This is a genomic window from Streptomyces sp. PA03-3a (genome assembly GCF_033792735.1).
In the GTDB taxonomy this organism is placed as follows: Bacteria; Actinomycetota; Actinomycetes; order Streptomycetales; family Streptomycetaceae; genus Actinacidiphila.
In genome coordinates this window covers 1-22,472 of record NZ_JARAVM010000023.1, presented here as the reverse complement: position 1 = coordinate 22,472, position 22,472 = coordinate 1, and the positions used below count along the sequence as shown (strand labels likewise).

Genomic DNA, 22,472 nt, shown 5'->3' with positions numbered 1-22,472 from the left:
CACGCGTGACGCGTGACCCGGCCCGGGGTGGCGAGGGGGACCGTCAGAGCTTGGTCCAGGCCTCCGTGAGGACGGTGCGCAGGACGCCCTCGATCTCGTCGAACGTCGACTGGTCGGCGATCAGCGGCGGCGCGAGCTGGACGACCGGGTCGCCGCGGTCGTCGGCGCGGCAGTAGAGGCCGTTCTCGAAGAGCGCCTTGCTGAGGAAGCCGTACAGGACGCGCTCGGTCTCCTCGTCGGTGAAGGTCTCCTTGGTGACCTTGTCCTTCACCAGCTCGATGCCGTAGAAGAAGCCGTTCCCGCGGATGTCGCCGACGATCGGCAGGTCGAGCAGCTTCTCCAGGGTGGCGCGGAAGGCGTCCTCGTTGTCGAGCACGTGCTGGTTGAGCTGCTCGCGCTCGAAGATGTCGAAGTTGGCGAGGGCGACGGCCGACGACACCGGGTGGCCGCCGAAGGTGTAGCCGTGCAGGAAGGTGTTGTCGCCCTTGTAGAAGGGCTCGGCGATGCGGTCGGAGATGATGCACGCGCCGATGGGGGAGTAGCCCGAGGTCATGCCCTTGGCGCAGGTGATCATGTCCGGCACGTAGCCGAACTTGTCGCAGCCGAACATCGTGCCGAGCCGGCCGAAGGCGCAGATGACCTCGTCGGAGACGAGCAGCACGTCGTACTGGTCGCAGATCTCGCGGACCCGCTGGAAGTACCCGGGCGGGGGCGGGAAGCAGCCGCCGGCGTTCTGCACCGGCTCCAGGAAGACGGCCGCGACGGTGTCGGGGCCCTCGAAGAGGATCTCCTGCTCGATCTGGTCGGCGGCCCAGCGGCCGAAGGCCTCGGGGTCGTCACCGAAGAGCGGGGCGCGGTAGATGTTGGTGTTCGGCACCTTGTGGGCGCCGGGCACCAGCGGCTCGAAGGGGGCCTTCAGGCCCGGCAGGCCGGTGATGGACAGGGCGCCCTGCGGGGTGCCGTGGTAGGCGACGGCACGCGAGATGACCTTGTACTTGGTCGGCTTGCCCTTGAGCTTGAAGTACTGCTTGGCGAGCTTCCAGGCGGTCTCTACGGCCTCGCCGCCGCCGGTGGTGAAGAAGACCTTGTTGAGGTCGCCGGGGGCGTAGTCGGCCAGGCGCTCGGCGAGTTCGACGGCCTTGGGGTGGGCGTAGCTCCACACCGGGAAGAAGGCGAGCTCCTGGGCCTGCTTGTAGGCGGTCTCGGCGAGCTCCACGCGGCCGTGGCCGGCGTTGACCACGAACAGCCCCGCGAGGCCGTCGATGTACCGCTTGCCCTTGTCGTCGTAGATGTACGTGCCCTCGCCGCGCACGATGGTCGGCACAGGGGCGTTCTCGTACGACGACATGCGGGTGAAGTGCATCCACAGGTGGTCGTACGCGGTCTTGGAAAGGTCCGCGCTCATGGCTATCTGGTTCCCCAGGTGTAGGTCTGCTTCCGGAGCTTGAGGTAGACGAAGCTCTCGGTGGACCGCACGCCGGGCAGCGTGCGGATCCGCTTGTTGATCGTCTCCAGGAGATGGTCGTCGTCCTCGCAGACGATCTCGATCAGCAGGTCGAAGGAGCCCGCGGTCACGACGACGTACTCGACCTCCGTCATCTCCGCCAGCGCGTCGGCGACGGGTTCGATGTCGCCCTCGACGTTGATGCCGACCATCGCCTGCCGCCGGAACCCCACGGTGAGCGGGTCGGTGACGGCGACGATCTGCATGACGCCCTGGTCGAGCAGCTTCTGGACGCGCTGCCGCACGGCCGCCTCGGACAGGCCCACGGCCTTGCCGATGGCGGCGTACGGACGCCTGCCGTCCTCCTGGAGCTGTTCGATGATCGCCTTGGAGACGGAATCGATCACGAAGGCACCGTTGGCGCCCCTGTGATCCGGAGTACGAGTGGCCACGCACCCCACTCTGCACGAGAGGTCAGCCGTCACGCAACCCCCGATCGATGAAATCCGTGGTTTGGGGGCTCGAATCTCACGGAATCCATTGTTTCGGAGTTTCGGCTATGTCGAATACCGCAGTGCTGCAGGTAGGCTGGTGGCCGTCTCACACATCGGACAGGAACAGGGAGAGGTGCAGTGAGCGAGCTCCGTACCTTGCGCAACCACATCAACGGAGAATTCCGCGACGCCGCCGACGGGCGCACCACCGACGTGGTGAACCCCGCCACCGGCGAGGTCTACGCGACCGCGCCGCTCTCCGCCGCCGCCGATGTCGACGCGGCCATGGCCGCGGCCGCGGCCGCCTTCCCGGCCTGGCGCGACACGACGCCCTCCGAGCGCCAGAAGGCGCTGCTGAGGATCGCGGACGCCTTCGAGGCGCGCGCGGACGAGCTGGTGGCCGTCGAGAGCGAGAACACCGGCAAGCCGATCGGGCTGACGGCCAGCGAGGAGATCCCTCCGATGGTCGACCAGATCCGCTTCTTCGCGGGTGCCGCCCGCCTGCTCGAGGGCCGCTCGGCCGGCGAGTACATGGAGGGCATGACCTCGATCGTCCGCCGCGAGCCGGTCGGCGTCTGCGCCCAGGTCGCCCCGTGGAACTACCCCATGATGATGGCCGTGTGGAAGTTCGCCCCGGCGATCGCCGCGGGCAACACGGTCGTGCTGAAGCCCTCGGACACCACCCCGGCCTCCACCGTGCTGATCGCCGAGATCATCGGCGGGATCCTGCCCAAGGGCGTCTTCAACGTCGTCTGCGGCGACCGCGAGACGGGCCGTCTGATGGTCGAGCACCCGACCCCGGCGATGGCCTCCATCACCGGTTCGGTCCGCGCCGGCATCCAGGTGGCCGGCAGCGCCGCCAAGGACGTCAAGCGGGTCCACCTCGAACTCGGCGGCAAGGCCCCGGTCGTGGTCTTCCAGGACACCGACATCGCCAAGGCGGTCGAGGACATCGCCGTCGCCGGCTACTTCAACGCCGGCCAGGACTGCACCGCCGCCACCCGCGTCCTGGTGCACGAGTCGATCCACGACGAGTTCGTGGCCCAGCTCGCCAAGACCGCCGCCGACACCAAGACCGGCGCCGCGGACGACGAGGACGTGCTGTACGGCCCGCTGAACAACGCCAACCAGCTCGCCCAGGTCACCGGCTTCATCGAGCGCCTCCCCGCGCACGCCAAGGTCGAGGCCGGCGGCCACCGCGTCGGCGAGAAGGGCTACTTCTACGCCCCGACCGTCGTCTCCGGCCTCAGGCAGGATGACGAGATCATCCAGAACGAGGTGTTCGGCCCGGTCATCACCGTCCAGTCCTTCTCGGACGAGGACCAGGCCGTCGAGTGGGCAAACGGCGTCGAGTACGCCCTGGCCTCCTCGGTGTGGACCAAGGACCACGCCCGTGCGATGCGCATGTCCAAGCGCCTCGACTTCGGCTGCGTGTGGATCAACACCCACATCCCGCTGGTCGCCGAGATGCCGCACGGCGGCTTCAAGAAGTCCGGCTACGGCAAGGACCTCTCCGCCTACGGCTTCGAGGACTACACCCGCATCAAGCACGTCATGACGTCCCTGGACGGCTGACGCCGCGGGGCGCGAGCCCACGCCACGGCCCCGGAGCGACCCCCGCGTCCGGGGCCGCGGCATGTGCGCGTACGCTCCGGACCATGGAGGATCGAAGATCTCTTGAACAGCGCATACGCGCCTGGCTCGTTGTCTTCGTGGTGTGCCTGGTGCTGAGCGGCGCGACCGCGTTCCCGCTGGTGCACGAGGTGCGGTGGGTGGACGGCTGGGGTCTGCCCGGAGCCGTCGGCGACTGGATCTCCCACGTGCGGGAGGGGCTGGACGCCACCGACGCGAAGTACCCGTTCATGCTCTACGGCACGGACTGGCTCGCCTTCGCCCACCTGGTGATCGCCGTCGCCTTCTACGGTGTCTGGCGCGACCCGGTGCGCAACGTCTGGGTCGTGGAGTGGGCGATGATCGCCTGCGTCGGGATCATCCCGCTCGCCGCGATCTGCGTCCCGCTGCGCGGTCTGCCGCTGTGGTGGATGCCGATCGACATGGCCTTCGGGGTCTTCGGCATCGTGCCGCTGCTGGTCCTGCGGCGGATGATCAAGAGGCTGGAGCACTCCGGTACGAAGCCGCCCGTGCCGGCCGGCGTGTGACGGACCGTCGGCCGTCCGGCGGCGCCGCCGCTGACGCAGACCCGGTGCCCGTTGCCGAGCCGGGCAGGCTCACCGGCCGCCGAGCTCCGCACGCAGCACGTCGATGCGGTTGCTCGTGACGGCGTCGACGCCCAGCCGCTCCAGCCGCCGCATCGTCCGGCGCAGGTCCACCGTCCACGCGCCGACCAGCAGGCCCTCGCCGCGCGCCCACTCCACCAGGGGCGCGCGCACCAGCCCGAAGCGCAGATTGATCCAGCGCGGCCGCAGCTCCGCGAGCAGCAGTGGCGGCACCGGCGCGGAGGTCTTCCAGGTCAGCGCGATCTCGGCGGCCGGATCGCGGTCCCGGACCGCGAGGACGGCGGCCGCCTCGCCGCAGTAGTACGTACGGTCCCCGGCGCCCGCGTCCCGGACCGCGCAGAGCACCGGGCCCGCGGACTCCGGCAGGGTGAGGTCGATCAGGGCCCGGCAGCCGCCGACCGCGGCCAGCGCCTCGTGCAGCGTCGGGACGCCCGGCGGCAGCCGGTCCGCGGCGAGGCCCGCGACGGCGGACTCCACGCCCCACAGCCGCTTGAGCGTGGGGTCGTGGAGCAGCACCGGCACCCCGTCGCGGGTCAGGCGCACGTCCATCTCCACCGCGTCCGCCCCCGCGCGAACCGCGCTGCGCAGCGAGGGCAGGGTGTTCTCGCGGTGGCGGTATGGGTCGCCGCGGTGGGCGATCGCTAGCGCTGCCATCCCGCCAGGTAGGAGTCGATCTCGGCGGTGAGCTTCGCCTTGCCGGGGGCGTCGAGGAAGGAGGCCTCGACGGCGTTCCGGGCGAGCTGGGCCAGGCCGCCCTCGTCGAGCTGCAGCAGCCGCGCGGCCACCGCGTACTCGGTGTTGAGGTCGGTGCCGAACATCGGCGGGTCGTCGCTGTTGACGGTGACGAGGACGCCCGCGGCCACCATCTCCTTGACCGGGTGCTCGTCGAGCGTGGCCACGGCGCGGGTGGCGATGTTGGAGGTCGGGCAGACCTCCAGCGGGATGCGGTGCTCGGCCAGGTGGTCCAGCAGGCGCGGGTCCTGGGTGGCGCTGGTGCCGTGGCCGATGCGCTCGGCGCCCAGCTCACGCAGTGCGTCCCAGATCGTCTGCGGGCCGGTGGTCTCGCCCGCGTGCGGCACGCTGTGCAGGCCGGCGGCACGGGCGCGGTCGAAGTACGGCTTGAACTGCGGGCGCGGCACGCCGATCTCGGGCCCGCCCAGCCCGAAGCTGACCAGGCCGTCCGGCTGCAGCTCGGTGGCGATGCGGGCGGTCTCCTCGGCGGAGGCCAGCCCGGCCTCGCCCGGGATGTCGAAGCACCAGCGCAGCACGATGCCGAGCTCCGCCTCGGCCGCCTTGCGGGCGTCCTCGATCGCCTCCACGAACGCCCGGTCCGGGATGCCGCGACGGACGGAGCTGTACGGGGTCACGGTCAGCTCGGCGTAGCGGATGTTCTGCCGCACCATGTCGCGGGCGACCTCGTACGTCAGCAGGCGGACGTCCTCCGCGTCGCGGATCAGGTCGACGACGGACAGGTAGACCTCGATGAAGTGGGCGAAGTCCCGGAAGCTGAAGTACTCGGCGAGGGCGGCGGGATCGGTGGGCACCTTGGAATCCGGGTGCCGCGCGGCCAGCTCCGCCACGATGCGGGGCGAGGCCGAGCCGACGTGGTGCACGTGGAGCTCGGCCTTCGGGAGCCCCGCGATGAAGGCGTCGAGGGGTGACGCGGTGTCGGACATGGGGTGATCCTCCTGCGGGGTGGTCGGCAACGGCCATCGTAAACACGAAATTGCCTCCGTCCGGTGTCTTCGCAGGCCATAGCATTGCCCGACGTAGTCACCAGGAAGGCAGCGATGTCCCACGACCCCGAGAACCCGACGCCGCGCGACGCCGCGAGCGAGAACCCCGCAGCGGCGGCCCCGTCGACCTCGGAGGCCCCGGCGGACGCCACCCCCGGCCCCGACTTCGAGCTGTCCGCCCCCGCGCCCGCGGCGCCGCACGACGCCCCGGACCCGGCCCCTGCGGACGCGGTGCCTGCGGACGCCGACGTCCCGGCCGCGCCGGCAGGGGACGAGGGTGCGAAGAAGCCGGGAACAGTGGCTGCCGCGGATGCCGCGGATGCCGTGGAGCCCGCCGACGCGTCCGGCGAGGCTCCGGCGGTGAGCGATGCTCCCCCCGTCCCGACCGCCCACCCCGCGCCCGCCCCCGCGCCCGCCGGGGTGCCCGGGCCACCGGATCCGTGGGCGCCGCCGGTGCCCGTCGCCCCCGGGTACGGGCAGCCCGGCGCGCACGCCGGGTACCACCCCTGGGCGCCGCCGATCCCGCAGCCGCCGCAGGAGCAGGTGACGCTGACCAAGCGCCCGGTGCCCGAGGACGCGCAGGCGCCCGCCCCGGCTCAGCAGCCGCGCGATCCTTGGGCGCCGCCCGTCCCGGACGCGGCGGCGACGGTTCCCCCGCAGCCGCCGCACGCCACGTTCCCCGGCTACGCCGGCCACCCCGGGCCGCCCGGGTACCCCACGTATCCGGCCCAACCCGGCTACCCCGGCCACCCGGGGTACCCCGGCTACCCCGGCCAACCCGGCTACCCTGGCTACGGGATGGGCCCGTACGGCGGATGGGCGCCGCCTGTCGCCCGCAACGGCGTCGGTCTGACGGCGATGATCCTGGGCATCGTGGGCGCTGTCCTGGCCATCTCCTGCTTCGGGGCCTTCCTGGGACTCCCCCTGGGCATCGCTGCCATCGCCTGCGGCATCGTCGGTCTGCGGATCGCCCGGCGCGGCGAGGCGACCAACCGCCCGCAGGCGCTGACCGGCCTGATCCTCGGGATCGTCTCCGTCGTCCTGGCGGGGGGCATGATCGCCCTGGTGGTCGGCGGGATCGACAAGGGCTGGTTCGACGAGCCGGGCGGTGACGACCTGGTCACCTCCCGGAACGCCGACTGGGAGACACCGCTGGACGACGGCGGCACCGCGCTCTACGACGACGGGGTGCACGTCACGCTGTCGGACGTCCAGCGGACGACCGCCCTCCCGAACAGCATGCTGGACGGCGGCACCGCGGTCACGTTCTCCATCGAGTTGGAGAACACCGGCGACGACACCGCCGACCTGAGCGAGAGCGAGATCACGGCCTACGGGGACGACTTCGAGGACGAGAGCCTGCGCGACCTGACCAGCGGCGTGGGCCTGCCCGACGAACTGGCCCCGGGCGAGCGCGCGACAAGGGAGGTCACCGTGGTCGTGCCGGAGGGCGACGAGGACGGCGCCTTCCAGGTCGAGGTCGCGCCCGGCTACGAGTACGACTACACCTACTGGAGCCTGGACGTGCCGTAGCCCCGGCACGGCCGCGCGGCCTCAGCGCCGCACCGCGTCCAGCGCCAGCAGCGCCACGTGCAGGGAGAGGCAGGACTCGACCTGGTCCAGGTCGATGCCGAGGACGCGCTCGACGCGGTGCAGCCGGTCGTAGAAGGACGGCCGTGACAGGTGCGCCGCGTCGGCCGCGGCCGACTTGTTGCGGCCGGCGTCCAGGTAGACGGTGAGGATCCGGACGAGGTCCGTGCCGTGCTCGGCGTCGTAGGTCAGCAGCGGGCCGAGTTCGCGCTCGACGTACGTCTGCAGCCGCGCGTCGTCGCGCAGGAGGTGGAGCAGGCCGCGCAGCCGGACGTCCGGCAGCCGGTAGTAGGCCCGCCCGCCGCCCGCCGGCACCCTTTTCTCGGAGGGCTGCGACCTGCCTCCCTCATTGCGGCCGCCGTGCATCGCGGCGTCCGCGACCTGCGCCGCCTCCAGCAGGGTGCGGCGGGCGTCGCGCAGGGAGCCGACCGAGGAGCCGGCCGCCATGACGAAGGCGGTGCCGCCGTCGGGGGCGGGCTCGGTCAGCCGGGTGAGTGCGGCGGCGAACTCCTCCAGCGCGGTGTGCTCGTGGTCGGACGGGCCCAGGGAGACGAGCACGCCGACGCCGCCGTCGTCGAGTGTGCCGGTGAGCGCGGTCAGCCCCCGCTCGCGTACGGCCTGGGCGGCCGTCTCGGTGAAGTCCCGCAGCCGGGCCTGCGCTTCCAGGGCGGCCGAGGCCGGCCCGCCGCGCAGCCGCAGCATGACGCCGACCAGCCGCCGGCCCTCCAGCGGTACGCCCAGGGCCCGGGCGCGCAGCGCGACGTCGGAGACGGTCAGGGCGTGGGTGAGGATGCCGGACAGCAGGGTGCGGTGGGTCTGCCGTTCCAGGGACTCCCGGTCGCGTTCCAGCAGCCGGTTGAGCGCGAGGGTGGCGGCGCCCCGCTCCAGCAGCACGCTGTGGCGGTGCGGGCGTTCGCCCGGTTCCGGCCCGGCGCCGGTGGCGGGCTCGCCGACGACCACCAGCCTGCCCCAGTCCCGGCCGCGCGCTCCGACCGCGGTGACCAGCCAGCCGGTGCGCGGGTCGTGGCCGGTGCGGCCGGCCGGGTGGACGCCGCGGCTGCGCCGCTCCCAGCCGTCGAGCAGGGCCTCGGGGTCGTGCCCCGCCGGGTCGAAGGCGAGCACCTGGTGGGAGAGGTTCTCCAGTACGACGGGCGCGCCCGCCATCCGGGCCACCTCGCGGACGACCTCGCCGGGTTCCGCGCCCTCCACGGACAGTTCGTTGAAGGTCTGGTGCACCGCCTCCGAGGCCCGCAGCTCGGTCAGCTGCGCGTCGACGACGTGGGCGTGCACGGCCTCGGTCACCGCGACGAAGCGCACCTCGGTGCGGAGGGCCACCAGCGGCAGTCCGCGCCGTTCCGCGGCCCGGACCAGGGGGCGGGGGAGGACGTCCGTGTAGCGCCGGCCCAGCTCGACGACGAGGCCCGCGGCGCCGACGTCGGCGAGACCGTCGATGTAGCGGGCCAGGGACTCCTTGTCGTCGGGGAGCATCACGCCGGTGGTGAGGACCAGCTCGCCCCCGTGGAGCATGCCCGCGATGTCGGCCAGCTCGCTGATGTGCACCCAGCGGACCGGGCGCTGCAGCCCGCCGGAGCCCGCGACGACCTGCGGCGAACCCCGCCTGAGCACGTCCAGTTCCAGGACCTCGGCGACGGTGGGGAACACGGCTGACCTCCGGGGCGGAACGGGGCGGTACGTCGTGCCACCGTAAGCCCAGGGTGTAAAGGCCCCGGTGGCACGGCTTGCGATGTGTCGGTTGCCCGGTGCGCGGAGCCGGGCATCGTCCACCGTGACGATCTGCTGCCGGTCGCCGGGCGAACACAGAATTCGTCGCGTAACCAAAAGGCAACAACGGAATCACTTGTTGGGGCGAGCCTACTCTGTCAGGATCGTCCACCAATCCAAGCTTTGGCCACGCCGCCGAGCGGAGTGCTAGGAGAAGACGATGGACCTCAGCGCGAACGGCGGGTTCGATGTGCGGGAGCGTTTCGCCGAGGGGGCCCAGTACGTCGGCGGAACCCTGCGAGGCGGCACCTCCGGCCGGCCGCACTCCGTGGTCGACCCGGCCACCGGGGAGAGCGTGTACTCCTACGAACTGGCAGGCACCGCCGACGTGGACGACGCCGTCGCCGCCGCCGCGCGGGCACTGCCCGGCTGGGCCGGTGCCACGCCCGGTGAGCGCTCCGACGCCATGCACCGCTTCGCCGCCGTCCTCTCCGGGCGGGCGGCCGAGTTCGCGTACGCCGAGTCGCTGCAGTGCGGCAAGCCGCTGCGGCTGACCACGGAGTTCGACGTCCCGGGCACGGTCGACAACACCGCCTTCTTCGCGGGCGCCGCACGCCATCTGGAGGGCAGGGCGGCGGGGGAGTACTCGGGTGACCACACCTCCTATGTGCGGCGCGAGCCGGTCGGCGTCGTGGGCTCCATCGCGCCGTGGAACTACCCGCTGCAGATGGCGGCCTGGAAGGTCCTGCCGGCGATCGCCGCGGGCAACACCATCGTGCTCAAGCCGGCCGAGCTGACCCCGCTGACCTCGCTGATGTTCGCCCAGGCGGCGACCGAGGCGGGCCTCCCCGCGGGCGTGGTCAACGTCGTCACCGGCGCGGGGAAGGAGGCGGGGGAGCACCTGGTGGGGCACCCGGACGTCGCGATGACCTCCTTCACCGGCTCCACCGCGGTCGGCAGGCGTGTCGCGGAGATCGCCACCGCCACCGTCAAGCGGCTCCACCTGGAACTCGGCGGCAAGGCGCCCTTCGTCGTCTTCGACGACGCCGACCTGGAGGCGGCCGTCCACGGTGCGGTCGCCGGCGCCCTGATCAACACCGGCCAGGACTGCACCGCCGCCACCCGCGCCTATGTGCAGCGCCCCCTCTACGACGCCTTCGTCGCCGGTGTGGCCGACCTCTTCTCGGGCATCCGGGTGGGCGACCCCTTCGACGCGAAGACCGACCTCGGGCCTCTCATCTCGCACACCCAGCGCGACCGCGTCGCCGGCTTCGTGGAGCGCGCCCGCTCCTACGCCACGGTCGTCACCGGCGGCGAGGCCCCCGCCTCGCCCGGGGCGTTCTACCGGCCCACGCTGGTGACCGGCGCCGCGCAGGACAGCGAGATCGTCCAGTCGGAGATCTTCGGGCCGGTACTGGTCGTGCTGCCGTTCGACAGCGATGATGAGGGCCTGGCCCTGGCCAACGACACGCCGTACGGCCTGGCCGCGTCCGCATGGACCCGTGACGTCTTCCGCGCGGGCCGTGCCACCCGTGAGATCAAGGCGGGGTGCGTCTGGGTCAACGACCACATCCCGATCATCAGCGAGATGCCGCACGGGGGGTACAAGGCCTCCGGGTACGGCAAGGACATGTCGGCGTACTCCCTGGAGGAGTACACGCAGGTCAAGCACGTGATGTACGACAACACCGCGGTCGCCAGGAAGAGCTGGCACCGCACGATCTTCGGCGACCGCTGACCCCGGCCGCCCGCCCCTCCGGGACCGCCCCCACCGGCCCGACAGTCCGTCCGTCCCACGCACGACCGCCCCTGGAGGCTGCACCGCAATGGAGATGTTCGAGGGCCTGTCCGAGCCCGTACGCAAAGCGTGGGAACGCAGCCTGACCAGCGGGAGGGCCTCCCTGAGCCGGCGCCGGGTGCTCGGCGCCGGTCTCGGCGTCGCGGGCGCCGGGGCACTGTCCGCCTGTGGCATCCCCGCCGCCACCAACAACCAGGGCGGCGTCAGGAGCGACGACCTGTCCGACAAGGACAAGTCGCTGGTCTTCTCGAACTGGCAGCTCTACATCGACATGAGCGACGACGAGAAGCACATGCCGACCCTGGAGGCCTTCGAGAAGAAGACCGGGATCAAGGTCAAGTACAGCGACGACATCACCGACAACGTCGAGTTCTTCGCCAAGATCAAACCGCAGCTCGCCGCCGGCCAGTCGACCGGCCGCGACCTGGTCGTCCTCACCGACTGGATGGCCGCCCGGATGATCCGGCTGGGCTGGGCCCAGCCGCTGGACCCCACCTACCTGCCGCACGCCTTCACCAACCTGGAGCAACGTTTCCGCAACCCCGACTGGGACCCCGGACGCGCCCACTCCTACCCCTGGCAGGGCATCGCCACCGTCATCGCCTACAACGAGAAGGCCACCAAGGGGAAGAAGGTCGGCAGCGTCTCCCAGCTGCTGGACGACCCCGACCTCAAGGGCCGCGTCGCCATGCTCAGCGAGATGCGCGACACCATAGGCATGACCCTGCTCGACATGGGAAAGCAGCCGGAGTCCTTCACCGCGGACGACTTCGACGCGGCCGTGGCCCGGGTCCAGAAGGCCGTGGACGGCAAGCAGATCCGCCAGTTCACCGGCAACGAGTACACCGACGGCCTCGCCTCGGGGAACATCGCCGCCTGCGTCGCCTGGGCCGGCGACCTGGTCCAGCTCCAGGCCGACAACCCCGAGATCAAGTTCGTGATCCCGTCCGCCGGCTACATCTACTCCACGGACAACATGCTCGTCCCCGCGGGCTCCAAGCACCGCAAGAACGCCGAGCGCCTCATGGACTGGTACTACCAGCCCGCGATCGCCGCCGAGCTCGCGGCATGGGTCAACTACATCACGCCCTGCACGGGCGTCTACGAGGAACTCCTCAAGATCGACGAGGGCGTGGCCAACAACCCGCTGATCATTCCCAATGCGGAGATGAAGGCGAAGGCCCATCCCTTCCGGTCGCTCTCCTCCAAGGAGGAGACCGCCTTCGAGGACAAGTTCGCCAAGCTCATCGGCGCCTGACCGGCCACCGCAGTTAGGGATCTGACGACATGACCCAGCAGACCGCACCGCTCGCCGACGAGCCGGCCGGAGCCAGGAACCCCGCCTCCGCGGGAGGCGCCGTGACCCTCACCGGCCTCGGCAAGCAATACGGCGACTTCACCGCCGTCCACCCACTCGACCTGACCATCCCCGAGGGCTCCTTCTTCGCGCTCCTGGGCGCCTCCGGCTGCGGCAAGACCACCACGCTGCGCATGATCGCGGGCCTGGAGGACCCCAGCGGCGGCACCGTCCGCATCGGCGACCAGGACGTCACCGGCCTGCCGCCGTACAAGCGCCCGGTCAACACCGTCTTCCAGAACTACGCGCTCTTCCCGCACCTCGACATCTACGAGAACGTCGCCTTCGGCCTGCGCCGCCGCGGCGTCAAGTCCGTCAAGGGCCAGGTCGAGGAGATGCTCGACCTCGTGGAGCTGGGCCACCTCGCCCGCCGCAAGCCGCACCAGCTCTCCGGCGGCCAGCAGCAGCGCGTCGCCGTCGCCCGCGCCCTGATCAACCACCCCAAGGTGCTCCTCCTCGACGAACCGCTGGGCGCCCTGGACCTGAAGCTGCGGCGCCAGATGCAGCTGGAGCTCAAGCGCATCCAGACCGAGGTCGGCATCACCTTCGTGCACGTCACGCACGACCAGGAGGAGGCCATGACCATGGCCGACACCATCGCCGTGATGAACGCGGGCCGCATCGAGCAACTCGGCGCGCCCACCGACCTGTACGAGAACCCGCGGACGACCTTCGTCGCCAACTTCCTCGGCCAGTCCAACCTCATCGAGGCCGAGGTCGCCGGCACCAGCGGCGACGACCTGCTGCTCAGCGTCGGTGACGGCCGCCTGGCGATGCCCACCGCGCGGTGCGTCCCCTCGGTGCAGGCGGGCGACAAGCTCCTCGCCGGCGTGCGCCCGGAGAAGATATCCATCGTCCACGCCGACGACGCGGCCGAGGTCCCCGAGGGCCGCAACAAGATCACCGGGCGGATCGTCGACGCCAGCTTCATCGGCGTCTCCACCCAGTACGTCGTCAACAGCCCCTGGTGCCCGGAGCTCGCCGTCTTCGCGCAGAACGTGGAGCGCGACGGCCGCCTCGTCCCCGGCGCCGAGGTGGTGCTGCACTGGAGCCCCGCGCACACCTTCGGTCTCGACGCCGCGCAGGACATCGAGGCCGGGGAGGTCGACGCGTAATGGCCGCCCTCTCCACCGCCCCCGCCGGGGCACCGGCCGAGGTCCCGCCGGTACCGCCCGGCGCCGCCGCCCGGCGGCGCAGACTCGTCCCGTACTGGCTGCTGCTGCCCGGAATCCTGTGGCTGCTGGTCTTCTTCGCGGCCCCCATGGTCTACCAGGCCTCGACCTCGGTGCAGACCGGCTCCCTGGAGACCGGCTACCAGGTCACCTGGCACTTCGCGACCTACTGGGACGCGTTCAGGGAGTACGACGTCTTCTACCTGCGGTCGCTGATCTACGCCGGCATCGCCACCGTGCTCTGCCTGGCGATCGGCTACCCGCTGGCGTACACCATCGCCTTCAAGGCGGGCCGCTGGCGCAACGTGTTGCTGGTCATGGTCATCGCGCCGTTCTTCACCAGCTTCCTGATCCGCACCCTGGCCTGGAAGACGATCCTCGCCGACGACGGCTACGTCGTGGCCGTGCTGGACAAGCTGCACATCCTCAACGTCACCGCGTCCCTCGGCATCACCGCCGACGACCGCGTGCTCGCCACCCCGCTGGCGGTGGTGTGCGGTCTGACGTACAACTTCCTGCCCTTCATGATCCTGCCGCTCTACAGCTCGCTGGAGCGCATCGACCCGCGGCTGCACGAGGCGGCGGGCGACCTGTACGCCCGGCCCTTCACCACCTTCCGCAAGGTGACCTTCCCGATCTCGCTGCCCGGCGTCGTGGCCGGCACGCTGCTCACCTTCATCCCCGCCTCCGGCGACTACATCAACGCCGAGCTGCTGGGCAGCCCCAGCGAGCAGATGATCGGCAACGTCATCCAGTCCAAGTTCCTGACGGTGCTCGACTACCCGACCGCCGCCGCACTGTCCTTCATGCTCATGGCCGCGATCCTGGTGATCGTGTCCGTCTACATCCGCAAAGCCGGGACGGAGGAACTGGTCTGATGCCCGTGCTGAACTGGGTGCGACGGCACCTCGTCGTCTTCGCCGGCGTGGCCGCCCTCGCCTACATGACGATCCCCAACGTGATCGTCCTGATCTTCTCCTTCAACCAGCCCAAGGGCCGCTTCAACTACTCCTGGAACCACTTCTCGCTCGACGCGTGGGCCAACCCCTGCGGTGTCGGCGACATGTGCGACTCGGTGTCGCTGTCCCTGGAGATCGCCGTGCTCGCCACCCTCGGCGCCACGATCCTCGGCACCATGGTCGCCTTCGCGCTCGGCCGCTACCGCTTCCGCGGCCGCGGCCCGGTGACCGGGCTGATCTGGCTGCCGATGGCGATGCCCGAGATCGTCATGGGCGCCTCCCTCGGCACGCTGTTCCTCAACATGCGCATCCAGTTCGGCTTCTGGACCATCCTCATCGCGCACATCATGTTCTGCCTCAGCTTCGTGGTGACGGCGGTCAAGGCGCGCGTGATGAGCATGGACCCGCGACTGGAGCAGGCCGCCCAGGACCTCTACGCCACCCCGTGGTCGACGTTCTGGCGGATCACCTTCCCGATCGCCGCGCCCGGCATCGCGGCGGGCGCGCTGCTGAGCTTCGCGATCTCCATCGACGACTTCATCATCACGCAGTTCAACGCCGGCCCGGCGACCGTGACCTTCCCGATGTTCGTCTGGGGCGCCGCCCAGAAGGGCCTGCCCGTCCAGGTGAACGTCATCGGCACGCTGATGTTCGTCGCGGCGGTGCTGTGCGTCGTCGTCGGGCAGCTGCTCAGCCGCCGCAGGAAAGCCCATAGTTGATCCGCCGACCGCATCCGCAAAGGTGTGAGACCCCATGGACCCAGCCCGTTCGCTCGCCGACGCGCAGCCGACACCGTTCTGGCTGGAGGACCCCGGCAGGCCGCGGGCCGGTTCCGCCCTCGTCGGCGACGAGCACTGCGACCTGCTGGTGGTCGGCGGCGGCTACACCGGGCTGTGGACCGCGCTGCGGGCCAAGGAGCGCGACCCGCGCCGCGACGTCGTCCTGATCGAGGGCAGGGAGGTGGGCTGGGCGGCGTCCGGCCGCAACGGCGGCTTCTGCGCCGCCAGCCTCACCCACGGGCTCGCCAACGGGCTCGCCCGCTGGCCCGAGGAGTTCGGGCGGCTGGAGGAGCTGGGCAACCGCAACCTCGAGGGGATCGAGGAGACGGTGGCCCGCCACTCCATCGACTGCGACTTCGAACGCTCCGGCGAGATCGACGTCGCCACCGAGCCCTACCAGCTCGACGATCTGCGGGCGTCCGCCGAGGAGGCCGCCCGGCACGGCGTCGAACTGGAACTGCTCGACCGCGACCAGGTCCGCGCCGAGGTCGACTCGCCGACCTTCGTCGGCGGCCTGTGGGACCGCAGGGGCGTCGCCATGCTGCACCCGGCGAAGCTCGCCTGGGGCCTGCGGCGGGCCTGCGAGGAGCTGGGCGTACGCGTCTACGAGCACACCCGGGCCACCGAACTCGCCCGGAACGGCTCCGGCATGGCCGTGCGCACCCCGTACGGGCGGGTCTTCGCCCGGCACGTCGCACTCGGCACCAACGTCTTCCCCTCGCTGGTGCGCCGGGTGCGCCCCTACATCGTCCCCGTCTACGACTACGCGCTGGTGACCGAACCGCTGACGCCGCAGCAGCTCGGCGCGATCGGCTGGAAGAAGCGCCAGGGGCTCGGCGACAGCGCCAACCAGTTCCACTACTTCCGGCTCACCGCCGACAACCGCGTCCTGTGGGGCGGCTACGACGCCGTCTACCCGTACGGCGGCCGCCTGGACGCCTCCCGCGACGAGCGACCGGAGACCTATCTGAAGCTCGCCGGGCACTTCTTCCGCTGCTTCCCGCAGTTGGAGGGCGTGCGCTTCACCCACTCCTGGGGCGGCGCGATCGACACCTGCTCGCGCTTCTCCGCCTTCTACGGCACGGCCCACGACGGGAAGGTCGCGTACGCCGCCGGTTACACCGGCCTCGGTGTCGGCGCCACCCGCTTCGGCGCCGACGTCATGCTCGACCTGCTCTCCGGCGAGCGCACCGAGCGCACCGCGCTGCGGATGGTGCGCACCAAGCCGCTGCCCTTCCCGCCCGAGCCCCTGGCGTGGGCGGGGATCGGCCTCACCAAGTGGTCCCTGGACCGCGCCGACCGCAACGCCGGGCGGCGCAACCTGTGGCTCAAGGCGATGGACCGGCTCGGCCTCGGCTTCGACAGCTGACCGGGACCCCGGCCCCCGCGGCCGACCTGTGGTCCGGATCACCCCATCGGGCGTGGTGAAACCCGCGTAATGATCCGTCACCGGCCTCCTCTCTCCACGTGACAGCACGGCAGCGCACACACGGAACGGAGGAACCGGCATGGTGGGCACAGACGCGCGGGGCGCGGTCGAATGGCTGGTTTCCGTGTCACCCGACCCCGACGCCACCCGGTGGGAATGGGAGCGACACCCCCTCGGGGTGACGCTCCTGCCCGCCGGGCGGCTGTGGGACGTCCTCATCCTCACCGGCGAACTGGGCTACCCGACGCTCGACGTCCTCACCCGTCTCGTCGACCGCCCGGGCCCGGTCCTGACCGACTTCGGCGACTCCCGCATGGGCTACTTCGTGCCCCCCGGCACCGCCGCCCGCTGGATCGGCACCGGCGTCCGCACGGCGGGGCCCGGCACCTGGATCGTGGTCCCCTACCCCGGCCGCGCCACGGGCGGCGTCCGCTGGCTCGTACCGCCGGACGGCACCGGCAACCTCACCGACCCCGGCGTCCTGGAACTGGCCATGCACGAGGCGGCGGCCCATCTGGCCGGACGGCGCGGACGTGATCCGGGCGAGTGACCCCGCGACCGGGGGCCCGCCGGCCGTACGCCCCCGTGCGCGACACTGGTGCCATGATCCCGACGGAGCACGGCCGGCACCGGAGCGGCCGCGGATACCCGGGCGCGCCACGGCGCGCCACCGTTCCCGCGCCCCCCGCCGCGGGGGGCTGACATGGCCCTCGCACCCGGCCTCGCGCACCTCGTCGAGACCGCCCTGCCCGTCTGCGGGCGCCACGGCCTCGCCGTGGCGGGCGGCCTCGCGCTGATCGCGCACGGCTTCGAACGCCGCCCGTCCCGCCACCTCGACCTGGTCACCTTCAGCTCCACCCCGGTCGGCGACATCGGCGCCGCACTCGCCGCCGCGTACACCGGGGCCGGTTACGAGGTCGCCCCGCTGCCCGGCACGCCGCTCGCCGCCCACCTCGGGGTCACCGCGCCGGGCGAGGCCGGCCGCACCGTCCACGTCGCCAAGCAGCCGCTCACCCGCCCCCCGGTCCCCGTCGGACTCGGCCTGTCCGCGCCCGTGCCGGTGGTGGCCCTGGAGGACTGCGCCGCGCTGAAGGTGGCCGCCGTCGCCGACCGCGCCGCGGTGCGCGACCTGGTCGACGTGCACGCCCTGACCGCCTGGTTCACCCCGGGGGAGCTGCTCACGATGGCCGTCCACCTCGACGAGGACCTCCAGCCGCGCCTGCTCGCCGACCGCCTCGACAAGCTCGTCGAGGCCGACGACGCGGCGTACGCGGCGCTGGGACTCGACGGCACGGCCGTCGCCGCCGTCAAACGCTGGGCCTTCGGCTGGGCGCAGGACATCCGCCTGGACCTCATGGAGGGCATGGAGCACCCCGACGAGCTGTACGACCTGTAAAGCTCCCGGCCCCGGCGCCGACACCTTGGTGCTTGAGGCCGCCCCGCCCGCCGACGACACTGGCAGGAGACGAGGAGAGGAAGGTCCGCCGTGACCGACAAGCACATCACGCACTGGATCGCCGGGCAGTCGTGGACCGGCACCACGGAGCGGCACGGGGACGTGTACGACCCCGCCACCGGGTCCGTGACCGGGCGGGTGGACTTCGCGTCGATCGCCGAGGTCGACCAGGCCGTCGGCGCGGCCGCCGCCGCGTTCAAGGAGTGGCGCCACGCCTCGGTCGCCAAGCGCACCACAGTGCTCTTCGCCTTCCGCGAGCTGCTCAACGCCAAGCGCGAGGAGCTGGCCGCGATCATCGTCTCCGAGCACGGCAAGGTGCACTCGGACGCGCTCGGCGAGATCGCCCGCGGCCTGGAGGTCGTCGAGTACGCCTGCGGCATCCCGCAGCTGATCAAGGGCGGCTTCACCGAGCAGGCCTCGACCGGCATCGACGTCTACTCGATCCGCCAGCCGCTCGGCCCGGTCGCGATCATCTCGCCCTTCAACTTCCCGGCGATGGTGCCGATGTGGTTCTTCCCCATCGCCATCGCCGCGGGCAACACCGTCGTCGTCAAGCCCTCGGAGAAGGACCCGTCCGCCGCCAACTTCCTCGCGGAGCTGTGGAAGCAGGCCGGGCTTCCGGACGGCGTCTTCAACGTCGTGCACGGCGACAAGGTCGCCGTCGACCGCCTCCTGGAGCACCCGGACGTCAAGTCCGTCTCCTTCGTCGGCTCCACCCCGATCGCGCGCTACGTCTACGAGACCGGCACCCGCTACGGCAAGCGCGTACAGGCACTGGGCGGCGCCAAGAACCACATGCTGGTGCTGCCGGACGCGGACCTGGACCTCGCCGCGGACGCCGCCGTCAACGCCGGGTTCGGCGCGGCGGGCGAGCGCTGCATGGCCGTGTCCGTCCTCGTCGTGGTCGACCCGATCGGCGACACCCTGGTCGAGAAGATCAAGGAGCGGATGGCCGGTCTCACGGTCGGCCCCGGCTGCAGCGCCGCCTCCGAGATGGGCCCGCTGGTCACCGGCGCCCACCGCGACAAGGTGACCTCCTACCTCGACGCGGGTCTCGCCGACGGCGCGACCCTCGCCGTGGACGGCCGCACCCACGCCGTCACCGGCGAGGACACCGAGGAGGGCTTCTGGCTCGGCCCGACCCTCTTCGACGACGTCAAGCCCGGCATGTCCGTCTACAACGACGAGATCTTCGGCCCGGTCCTGTCCGTGGTCCGCGTGGGCTCGTACGACGAGGGCCTGGAGCTGATCAACTCCAACCCGTACGGCAACGGCACCGCCATCTTCACCAACGACGGCGGCGCCGCCCGCCGCTTCCAGCACGACGTCGAGGTCGGCATGGTCGGCATCAACGTACCGATCCCGGTGCCGGTCGCCTACTACTCCTTCGGCGGCTGGAAGGCCTCGCTGTTCGGCGACACGCACGCCTACGGTCCGGACGGCGTCCACTTCTTCACCCGCGGCAAGGCCGTCACCCAGCGGTGGCTCGACCCGAGCCACGGCGGTATCAACCTCGGTTTCCCGACCAACAACTGACCGCCAGGGCGGCGCCCGCGAGCAGGGCGCCGCACAGCAGCCAGCTCCCCACGACGTCGAGCGGCCAGTGATAGCCGCACAGGACGAGGGCGACTCCCACCGCGCCATTGAGCAGCACGGCGGCCGCGACCAGCAGCCGCCGTGCCGCCGCGCGTACCAGCCACGGCAGCAGCAGGAGCACGGCGCCGCCGTACGCGGCGGCCGCCGTGGCAGCGTGGCCGGAGGGGTAGAGCCCGGGATAGCCGGGGGAGAGCGTCAGCGAACCCGGGCCGGCCCGGCCGATCAGCGGCTTCACCAGGGCGACCAGCAGCGGCGCGGCGACCATCACGAGGGCGTACGCCGACGCCGGCAGCCAGGGGCGGGGCAGCCCGTACCGGCGGGCACGCCAGGTGGTGCAGACCATCGCAAGCAGCAGCACGGGCACGGCGACCTGCCAGTTGCCCAGATCGGCGAGGAACCGGGCCGCGGCGGAGCGGTCTGCGGGGTGGGGGGACGATCCCGCAAGGGCGGCGCGCACCGGCCCGTCCAGAGCCAACAGGCGCCCTCGTATTGCCTCCTGCCAGGTCAGCAGTCCGAAGAGCGCCGTGCACACCACGGCCACCAGAGAAGTTGGCCGCCCCGGAACAGGGGGGAGAGTTCCGGGGCGGCCAGAACGATCGCCGTACCGCCCGCCCCGGGGGGTTTGGGGCAAGCGGCCGACCGATCGGCGAGGATTGCCGGAGCCTTCGGCTTCGGCGCTGTGCGCGAGGGCACTGCTGTACCGGTGATGGGGATTCACCGGCAAAGTGTCGCCCGCGGACTTCCGCAGACGGGGTGTTTCTTCCAACTGCGGAAACCGTACGTCACCGGGAGCCCGCAGGGCAGGGGTTGCACCCTCCCGCCATCAGGCCCGCACACCTTCTTCACGCTGCGTGTCGCACACACTCGGTCACGGGTGAAGCGCCTGGTCACAGCCGCGCGAGCGCGCCCTCGATGATGTCCAGGCCCTCGTTCAGCAGATCCTCGCCGATGACCAGCGGCGGCAGGAAGCGCAGCACGTTGCCGTACGTGCCACAGGTCAGGACCACCAGGCCCTCCGCGTGGCAGGCCTTGGCCACGGCGGCCGTGGCGGCCGCGTTCGGGGTCTTGCTCCCCGGCTCCACCAGCTCGATCGCGATCATGGCGCCGCGACCGCGGACCTCACCGATGATCTCGAACTTCTCCTGCATGCCGCGCAGCCGGCCGAGCATGATCTCGCCGATGCGGCGCGCCTTGGCGTTGAGGTCCTGCTCCTTCATCGTCTCGATGGCACCGAGCGCACCGGCGCACGCCACCGGGTTGCCGCCGTAGGTGCCGCCGAGGCCGCCCGCGTGCGCGGCGTCCATGATCTCGGCGCGGCCGGTCACCGCGGCCAGCGGCAGACCGCCGGCGATGCCCTTGGCGGTGGTGATCAGGTCCGGGACGATGCCCTCGTCCTCGCAGGCGAACCACTGGCCGGTGCGGCAGAAGCCGGTCTGGATCTCGTCCGCGACGAAGACGATGCCGTTCTCCCGCGCGAACTCCGCCAGCTTCGGCAGGAAGCCCTTGGCCGGCTCGATGAAGCCGCCCTCGCCCTGGATCGGCTCGATCACGATCGCGGCCACGTTCTCGGCCCCGACCTGCTTGGTGATCATGTCGATCGCCTGGGCCGCCGCCTCCTGCGCGCAGTTCTCCGGACCGGTCAGCCAGCGGTAGGGGTAGGCCAGCGGCATGCGGTAGACCTCGGGCGCGAACGGGCCGAACGAGTGCTTGTACGGCATGTTCTTCGCCGTCAGCGCCATCGTGAGGTTGGTGCGGCCGTGGTAGCCGTGGTCGAAGACGACCACGGCCTGGCGCTTGGTGTACGCGCGGGCGATCTTCACCGCGTTCTCGACGGCCTCGGCACCGGAGTTGAACAGCGCGGTGCGCTTCTCGTGGTCGCCCGGGGTCAGCTCGTTGAGGGCCTCGGCGACCTCCACGTACCCCTCGTACGGCGTCACCATGAAACAGGTGTGGGTGAAGTCGGCCAGCTGCGCCGACGCGCGGCGCACCACGGCCTCGGCGCTGTTGCCGACCGAGGTCACCGCGATGCCCGAACCGAAGTCGATCAGGGAGTTGCCGTCCACGTCCTGCAGCACGCCGCCACCGGCGCGGGTGACGAAGACGGGCAGGGTCACGCCGACACCGCTCGGGACCGCCGCCGTCTTGCGCGCCAGCAGCTCCTGCGACTTGGGGCCGGGGATCGGGGTGACGAGTCGACGCTCCTGGGCCAGATCGGTCATGGCGGACGTACTCCTTCGAACCGTGGTCTTTTCTCGCAGGCTAAGCCCGTACGGCGGAGCCTCGCACACTCCGATAGGGCGCACTGCGGAACGCCTCTTCGACGTGGCGGACATGAGCGTGCCAAGATCCTTCAGACTGCGGTGGCCGCTCGACTACATTGAGTGCGGACCTGCGAGGGGTGGCACACGCGATGGAACGCGACGGTACGCACGAGAAGCCCGCGGCGCCTCCGCCCGGAGGCCCCGGCCCGCAACCGGGCACACCGCCGGTACCCGGTGCCCGGCCGATGCCGGGTGCCCCGCCCGCGCACCCGGGACCGCCCCCCGTGCCCGGTGCCCGGCCCGGCCCCGCCGATCCCGGCCGCGGGTCCGCCTTGGAGTGCTTGTTGGACGCGAGGTCGGTGCGGGCCACCACGTCCTTGTGGGCGGCGACCACGTCGACCTGCGCCTTGTCGCCGAGGGTCCAGGCGAGGAAGTTCCAGGC

At 71.5% G+C, this 22,472-nt stretch carries 19 protein-coding genes; 12 read left to right on the top strand and 7 right to left on the bottom strand.

Going from position 1 to position 22,472, the window contains the following annotated elements:
* Window positions 1-43 precede the first annotated feature (43 nt).
* On the bottom strand, window positions 44-1,405 hold the full coding sequence (locus PV342_RS25805) for an aspartate aminotransferase family protein (protein ID WP_018561742.1): 1,362 nt from the start codon (window positions 1,403-1,405) through the stop codon (window positions 44-46).
* 2 nt (window positions 1,406-1,407) lie between these two features.
* Entirely contained in the window at window positions 1,408-1,851 is a 444-nt protein-coding gene (locus tag PV342_RS25800) for an Lrp/AsnC family transcriptional regulator (protein WP_018561743.1), read from the bottom strand.
* Window positions 1,852-2,076: 225 nt separating this feature from the next.
* Between PV342_RS25800 and PV342_RS25795 the strand changes: the two genes are divergently transcribed.
* Both PV342_RS25795 and PV342_RS25790 read left to right on the top strand, forming a co-directional pair.
* A complete protein-coding gene (locus PV342_RS25795; protein WP_018561744.1) occupies window positions 2,077-3,513 on the top strand; it encodes a gamma-aminobutyraldehyde dehydrogenase in 1,437 nt (478 codons plus the stop codon).
* An 83-nt stretch (window positions 3,514-3,596) separates the two neighbouring features.
* The gene (locus tag PV342_RS25790) at window positions 3,597-4,097 is read left to right on the top strand and encodes a hypothetical protein (protein ID WP_026251485.1); all 501 of its coding nucleotides are present in this window, start codon (window positions 3,597-3,599) and stop codon (window positions 4,095-4,097) included.
* A 69-nt stretch (window positions 4,098-4,166) separates the two neighbouring features.
* On the opposite strand, the gene PV342_RS25785 is transcribed toward PV342_RS25790, so the two are convergent.
* Complete coding sequence (locus PV342_RS25785; RefSeq protein ID WP_400802461.1) at window positions 4,167-4,829, bottom strand: glycerophosphodiester phosphodiesterase; 663 nt, start codon at window positions 4,827-4,829, stop codon at window positions 4,167-4,169.
* The gene (locus PV342_RS25780; protein WP_361005113.1) at window positions 4,817-5,851 is read right to left on the bottom strand and encodes an adenosine deaminase; all 1,035 of its coding nucleotides are present in this window, start codon (window positions 5,849-5,851) and stop codon (window positions 4,817-4,819) included. The genes PV342_RS25785 and PV342_RS25780 overlap by 13 nt, the downstream gene beginning before the upstream one ends.
* Before the next feature lie 114 nt (window positions 5,852-5,965).
* Here PV342_RS25780 and PV342_RS25775 point away from each other — a divergent pair, with 114 nt between their 5' ends.
* Entirely contained in the window at window positions 5,966-7,444 is a 1,479-nt protein-coding gene (locus tag PV342_RS25775; protein ID WP_500318783.1) for a DUF4190 domain-containing protein, read from the top strand.
* 21 nt (window positions 7,445-7,465) lie between these two features.
* Here the strand turns inward: PV342_RS25775 and PV342_RS25770 are convergent, their stop codons facing one another.
* Window positions 7,466-9,163, bottom strand: coding sequence for a PucR family transcriptional regulator (locus PV342_RS25770; protein WP_400802466.1), 1,698 nt, complete (start codon window positions 9,161-9,163; stop codon window positions 7,466-7,468).
* Between the two features lie 280 nt (window positions 9,164-9,443).
* Between PV342_RS25770 and PV342_RS25765 the strand changes: the two genes are divergently transcribed.
* The 9 genes from PV342_RS25765 to PV342_RS25725 all read left to right on the top strand — a co-directional run bounded on the left by PV342_RS25765 (window position 9,444) and on the right by PV342_RS25725 (window position 19,709).
* Window positions 9,444-10,961, top strand: coding sequence for a gamma-aminobutyraldehyde dehydrogenase (locus tag PV342_RS25765; protein ID WP_400802468.1), 1,518 nt, complete (start codon window positions 9,444-9,446; stop codon window positions 10,959-10,961).
* A gap of 88 nt (window positions 10,962-11,049) precedes the next feature.
* Window positions 11,050-12,279, top strand: coding sequence for a polyamine ABC transporter substrate-binding protein (locus PV342_RS25760; RefSeq protein ID WP_500318782.1), 1,230 nt, complete (start codon window positions 11,050-11,052; stop codon window positions 12,277-12,279).
* Between the two features lie 29 nt (window positions 12,280-12,308).
* On the top strand, window positions 12,309-13,493 hold the full coding sequence (locus PV342_RS25755; protein ID WP_391579024.1) for an ABC transporter ATP-binding protein: 1,185 nt from the start codon (window positions 12,309-12,311) through the stop codon (window positions 13,491-13,493).
* Complete coding sequence (locus tag PV342_RS25750) at window positions 13,493-14,428, top strand: ABC transporter permease (RefSeq protein WP_500318781.1); 936 nt, start codon at window positions 13,493-13,495, stop codon at window positions 14,426-14,428. Before PV342_RS25755 ends, PV342_RS25750 begins: the two co-directional genes overlap by 1 nt.
* On the top strand, window positions 14,428-15,228 hold the full coding sequence (locus tag PV342_RS25745; protein WP_018561754.1) for an ABC transporter permease: 801 nt from the start codon (window positions 14,428-14,430) through the stop codon (window positions 15,226-15,228). Before PV342_RS25750 ends, PV342_RS25745 begins: the two co-directional genes overlap by 1 nt.
* Before the next feature lie 34 nt (window positions 15,229-15,262).
* The gene (locus PV342_RS25740; protein ID WP_500318780.1) at window positions 15,263-16,657 is read left to right on the top strand and encodes an NAD(P)/FAD-dependent oxidoreductase; all 1,395 of its coding nucleotides are present in this window, start codon (window positions 15,263-15,265) and stop codon (window positions 16,655-16,657) included.
* Between the two features lie 139 nt (window positions 16,658-16,796).
* Window positions 16,797-17,267, top strand: coding sequence for a hypothetical protein (locus PV342_RS25735; RefSeq protein ID WP_018561756.1), 471 nt, complete (start codon window positions 16,797-16,799; stop codon window positions 17,265-17,267).
* 153 nt (window positions 17,268-17,420) lie between these two features.
* A complete protein-coding gene (locus tag PV342_RS25730) occupies window positions 17,421-18,113 on the top strand; it encodes a nucleotidyl transferase AbiEii/AbiGii toxin family protein (RefSeq protein ID WP_500318779.1) in 693 nt (230 codons plus the stop codon).
* Window positions 18,114-18,203: 90 nt separating this feature from the next.
* On the top strand, window positions 18,204-19,709 hold the full coding sequence (locus tag PV342_RS25725; RefSeq protein WP_361005138.1) for a CoA-acylating methylmalonate-semialdehyde dehydrogenase: 1,506 nt from the start codon (window positions 18,204-18,206) through the stop codon (window positions 19,707-19,709).
* On the opposite strand, the gene PV342_RS25720 is transcribed toward PV342_RS25725, so the two are convergent.
* Together PV342_RS25720 and gabT are read right to left on the bottom strand one after the other, a co-directional pair.
* Window positions 19,681-20,304: a phosphatase PAP2 family protein gene (locus tag PV342_RS25720; RefSeq protein WP_329185457.1), complete on the bottom strand. Its 624-nt coding sequence runs from the start codon at window positions 20,302-20,304 to the stop codon at window positions 19,681-19,683. The two genes, PV342_RS25725 and PV342_RS25720, sit on opposite strands and share 29 nt — an antisense overlap.
* A 352-nt stretch (window positions 20,305-20,656) precedes the next feature.
* Entirely contained in the window at window positions 20,657-21,988 is a 1,332-nt protein-coding gene (gene gabT, locus PV342_RS25715) for a 4-aminobutyrate--2-oxoglutarate transaminase (protein WP_400802481.1), read from the bottom strand.
* Window positions 21,989-22,472 lie beyond the last annotated feature (484 nt).

Bases quoted from the DNA above. Each gene is read 5' to 3' on its own strand.
- PV342_RS25730 (WP_500318779.1), top strand. From the start codon at position 17,421: ATGGCCCTCGCACCCGGCCTCGCGCACCTCGTCGAGACCGCCCTGCCC.
- PV342_RS25805 (WP_018561742.1), bottom strand. From the start codon at position 1,405: ATGAGCGCGGACCTTTCCAAGACCGCGTACGACCACCTGTGGATGCAC.
- PV342_RS25785 (WP_400802461.1), bottom strand. From the start codon at position 4,829: ATGGCAGCGCTAGCGATCGCCCACCGCGGCGACCCATACCGCCACCGC.
- PV342_RS25790 (WP_026251485.1), top strand. From the start codon at position 3,597: ATGGAGGATCGAAGATCTCTTGAACAGCGCATACGCGCCTGGCTCGTT.
- PV342_RS25765 (WP_400802468.1), top strand. From the start codon at position 9,444: ATGGACCTCAGCGCGAACGGCGGGTTCGATGTGCGGGAGCGTTTCGCC.
- PV342_RS25750 (WP_500318781.1), top strand. From the start codon at position 13,493: ATGGCCGCCCTCTCCACCGCCCCCGCCGGGGCACCGGCCGAGGTCCCG.
- PV342_RS25735 (WP_018561756.1), top strand. From the start codon at position 16,797: ATGGTGGGCACAGACGCGCGGGGCGCGGTCGAATGGCTGGTTTCCGTG.
- PV342_RS25780 (WP_361005113.1), bottom strand. From the start codon at position 5,851: ATGTCCGACACCGCGTCACCCCTCGACGCCTTCATCGCGGGGCTCCCG.
- PV342_RS25745 (WP_018561754.1), top strand. From the start codon at position 14,428: ATGCCCGTGCTGAACTGGGTGCGACGGCACCTCGTCGTCTTCGCCGGC.
- PV342_RS25775 (WP_500318783.1), top strand. From the start codon at position 5,966: ATGTCCCACGACCCCGAGAACCCGACGCCGCGCGACGCCGCGAGCGAG.
- gabT (WP_400802481.1), bottom strand. From the start codon at position 21,988: ATGACCGATCTGGCCCAGGAGCGTCGACTCGTCACCCCGATCCCCGGC.
- PV342_RS25760 (WP_500318782.1), top strand. From the start codon at position 11,050: ATGGAGATGTTCGAGGGCCTGTCCGAGCCCGTACGCAAAGCGTGGGAA.
- PV342_RS25740 (WP_500318780.1), top strand. From the start codon at position 15,263: ATGGACCCAGCCCGTTCGCTCGCCGACGCGCAGCCGACACCGTTCTGG.
- PV342_RS25755 (WP_391579024.1), top strand. From the start codon at position 12,309: ATGACCCAGCAGACCGCACCGCTCGCCGACGAGCCGGCCGGAGCCAGG.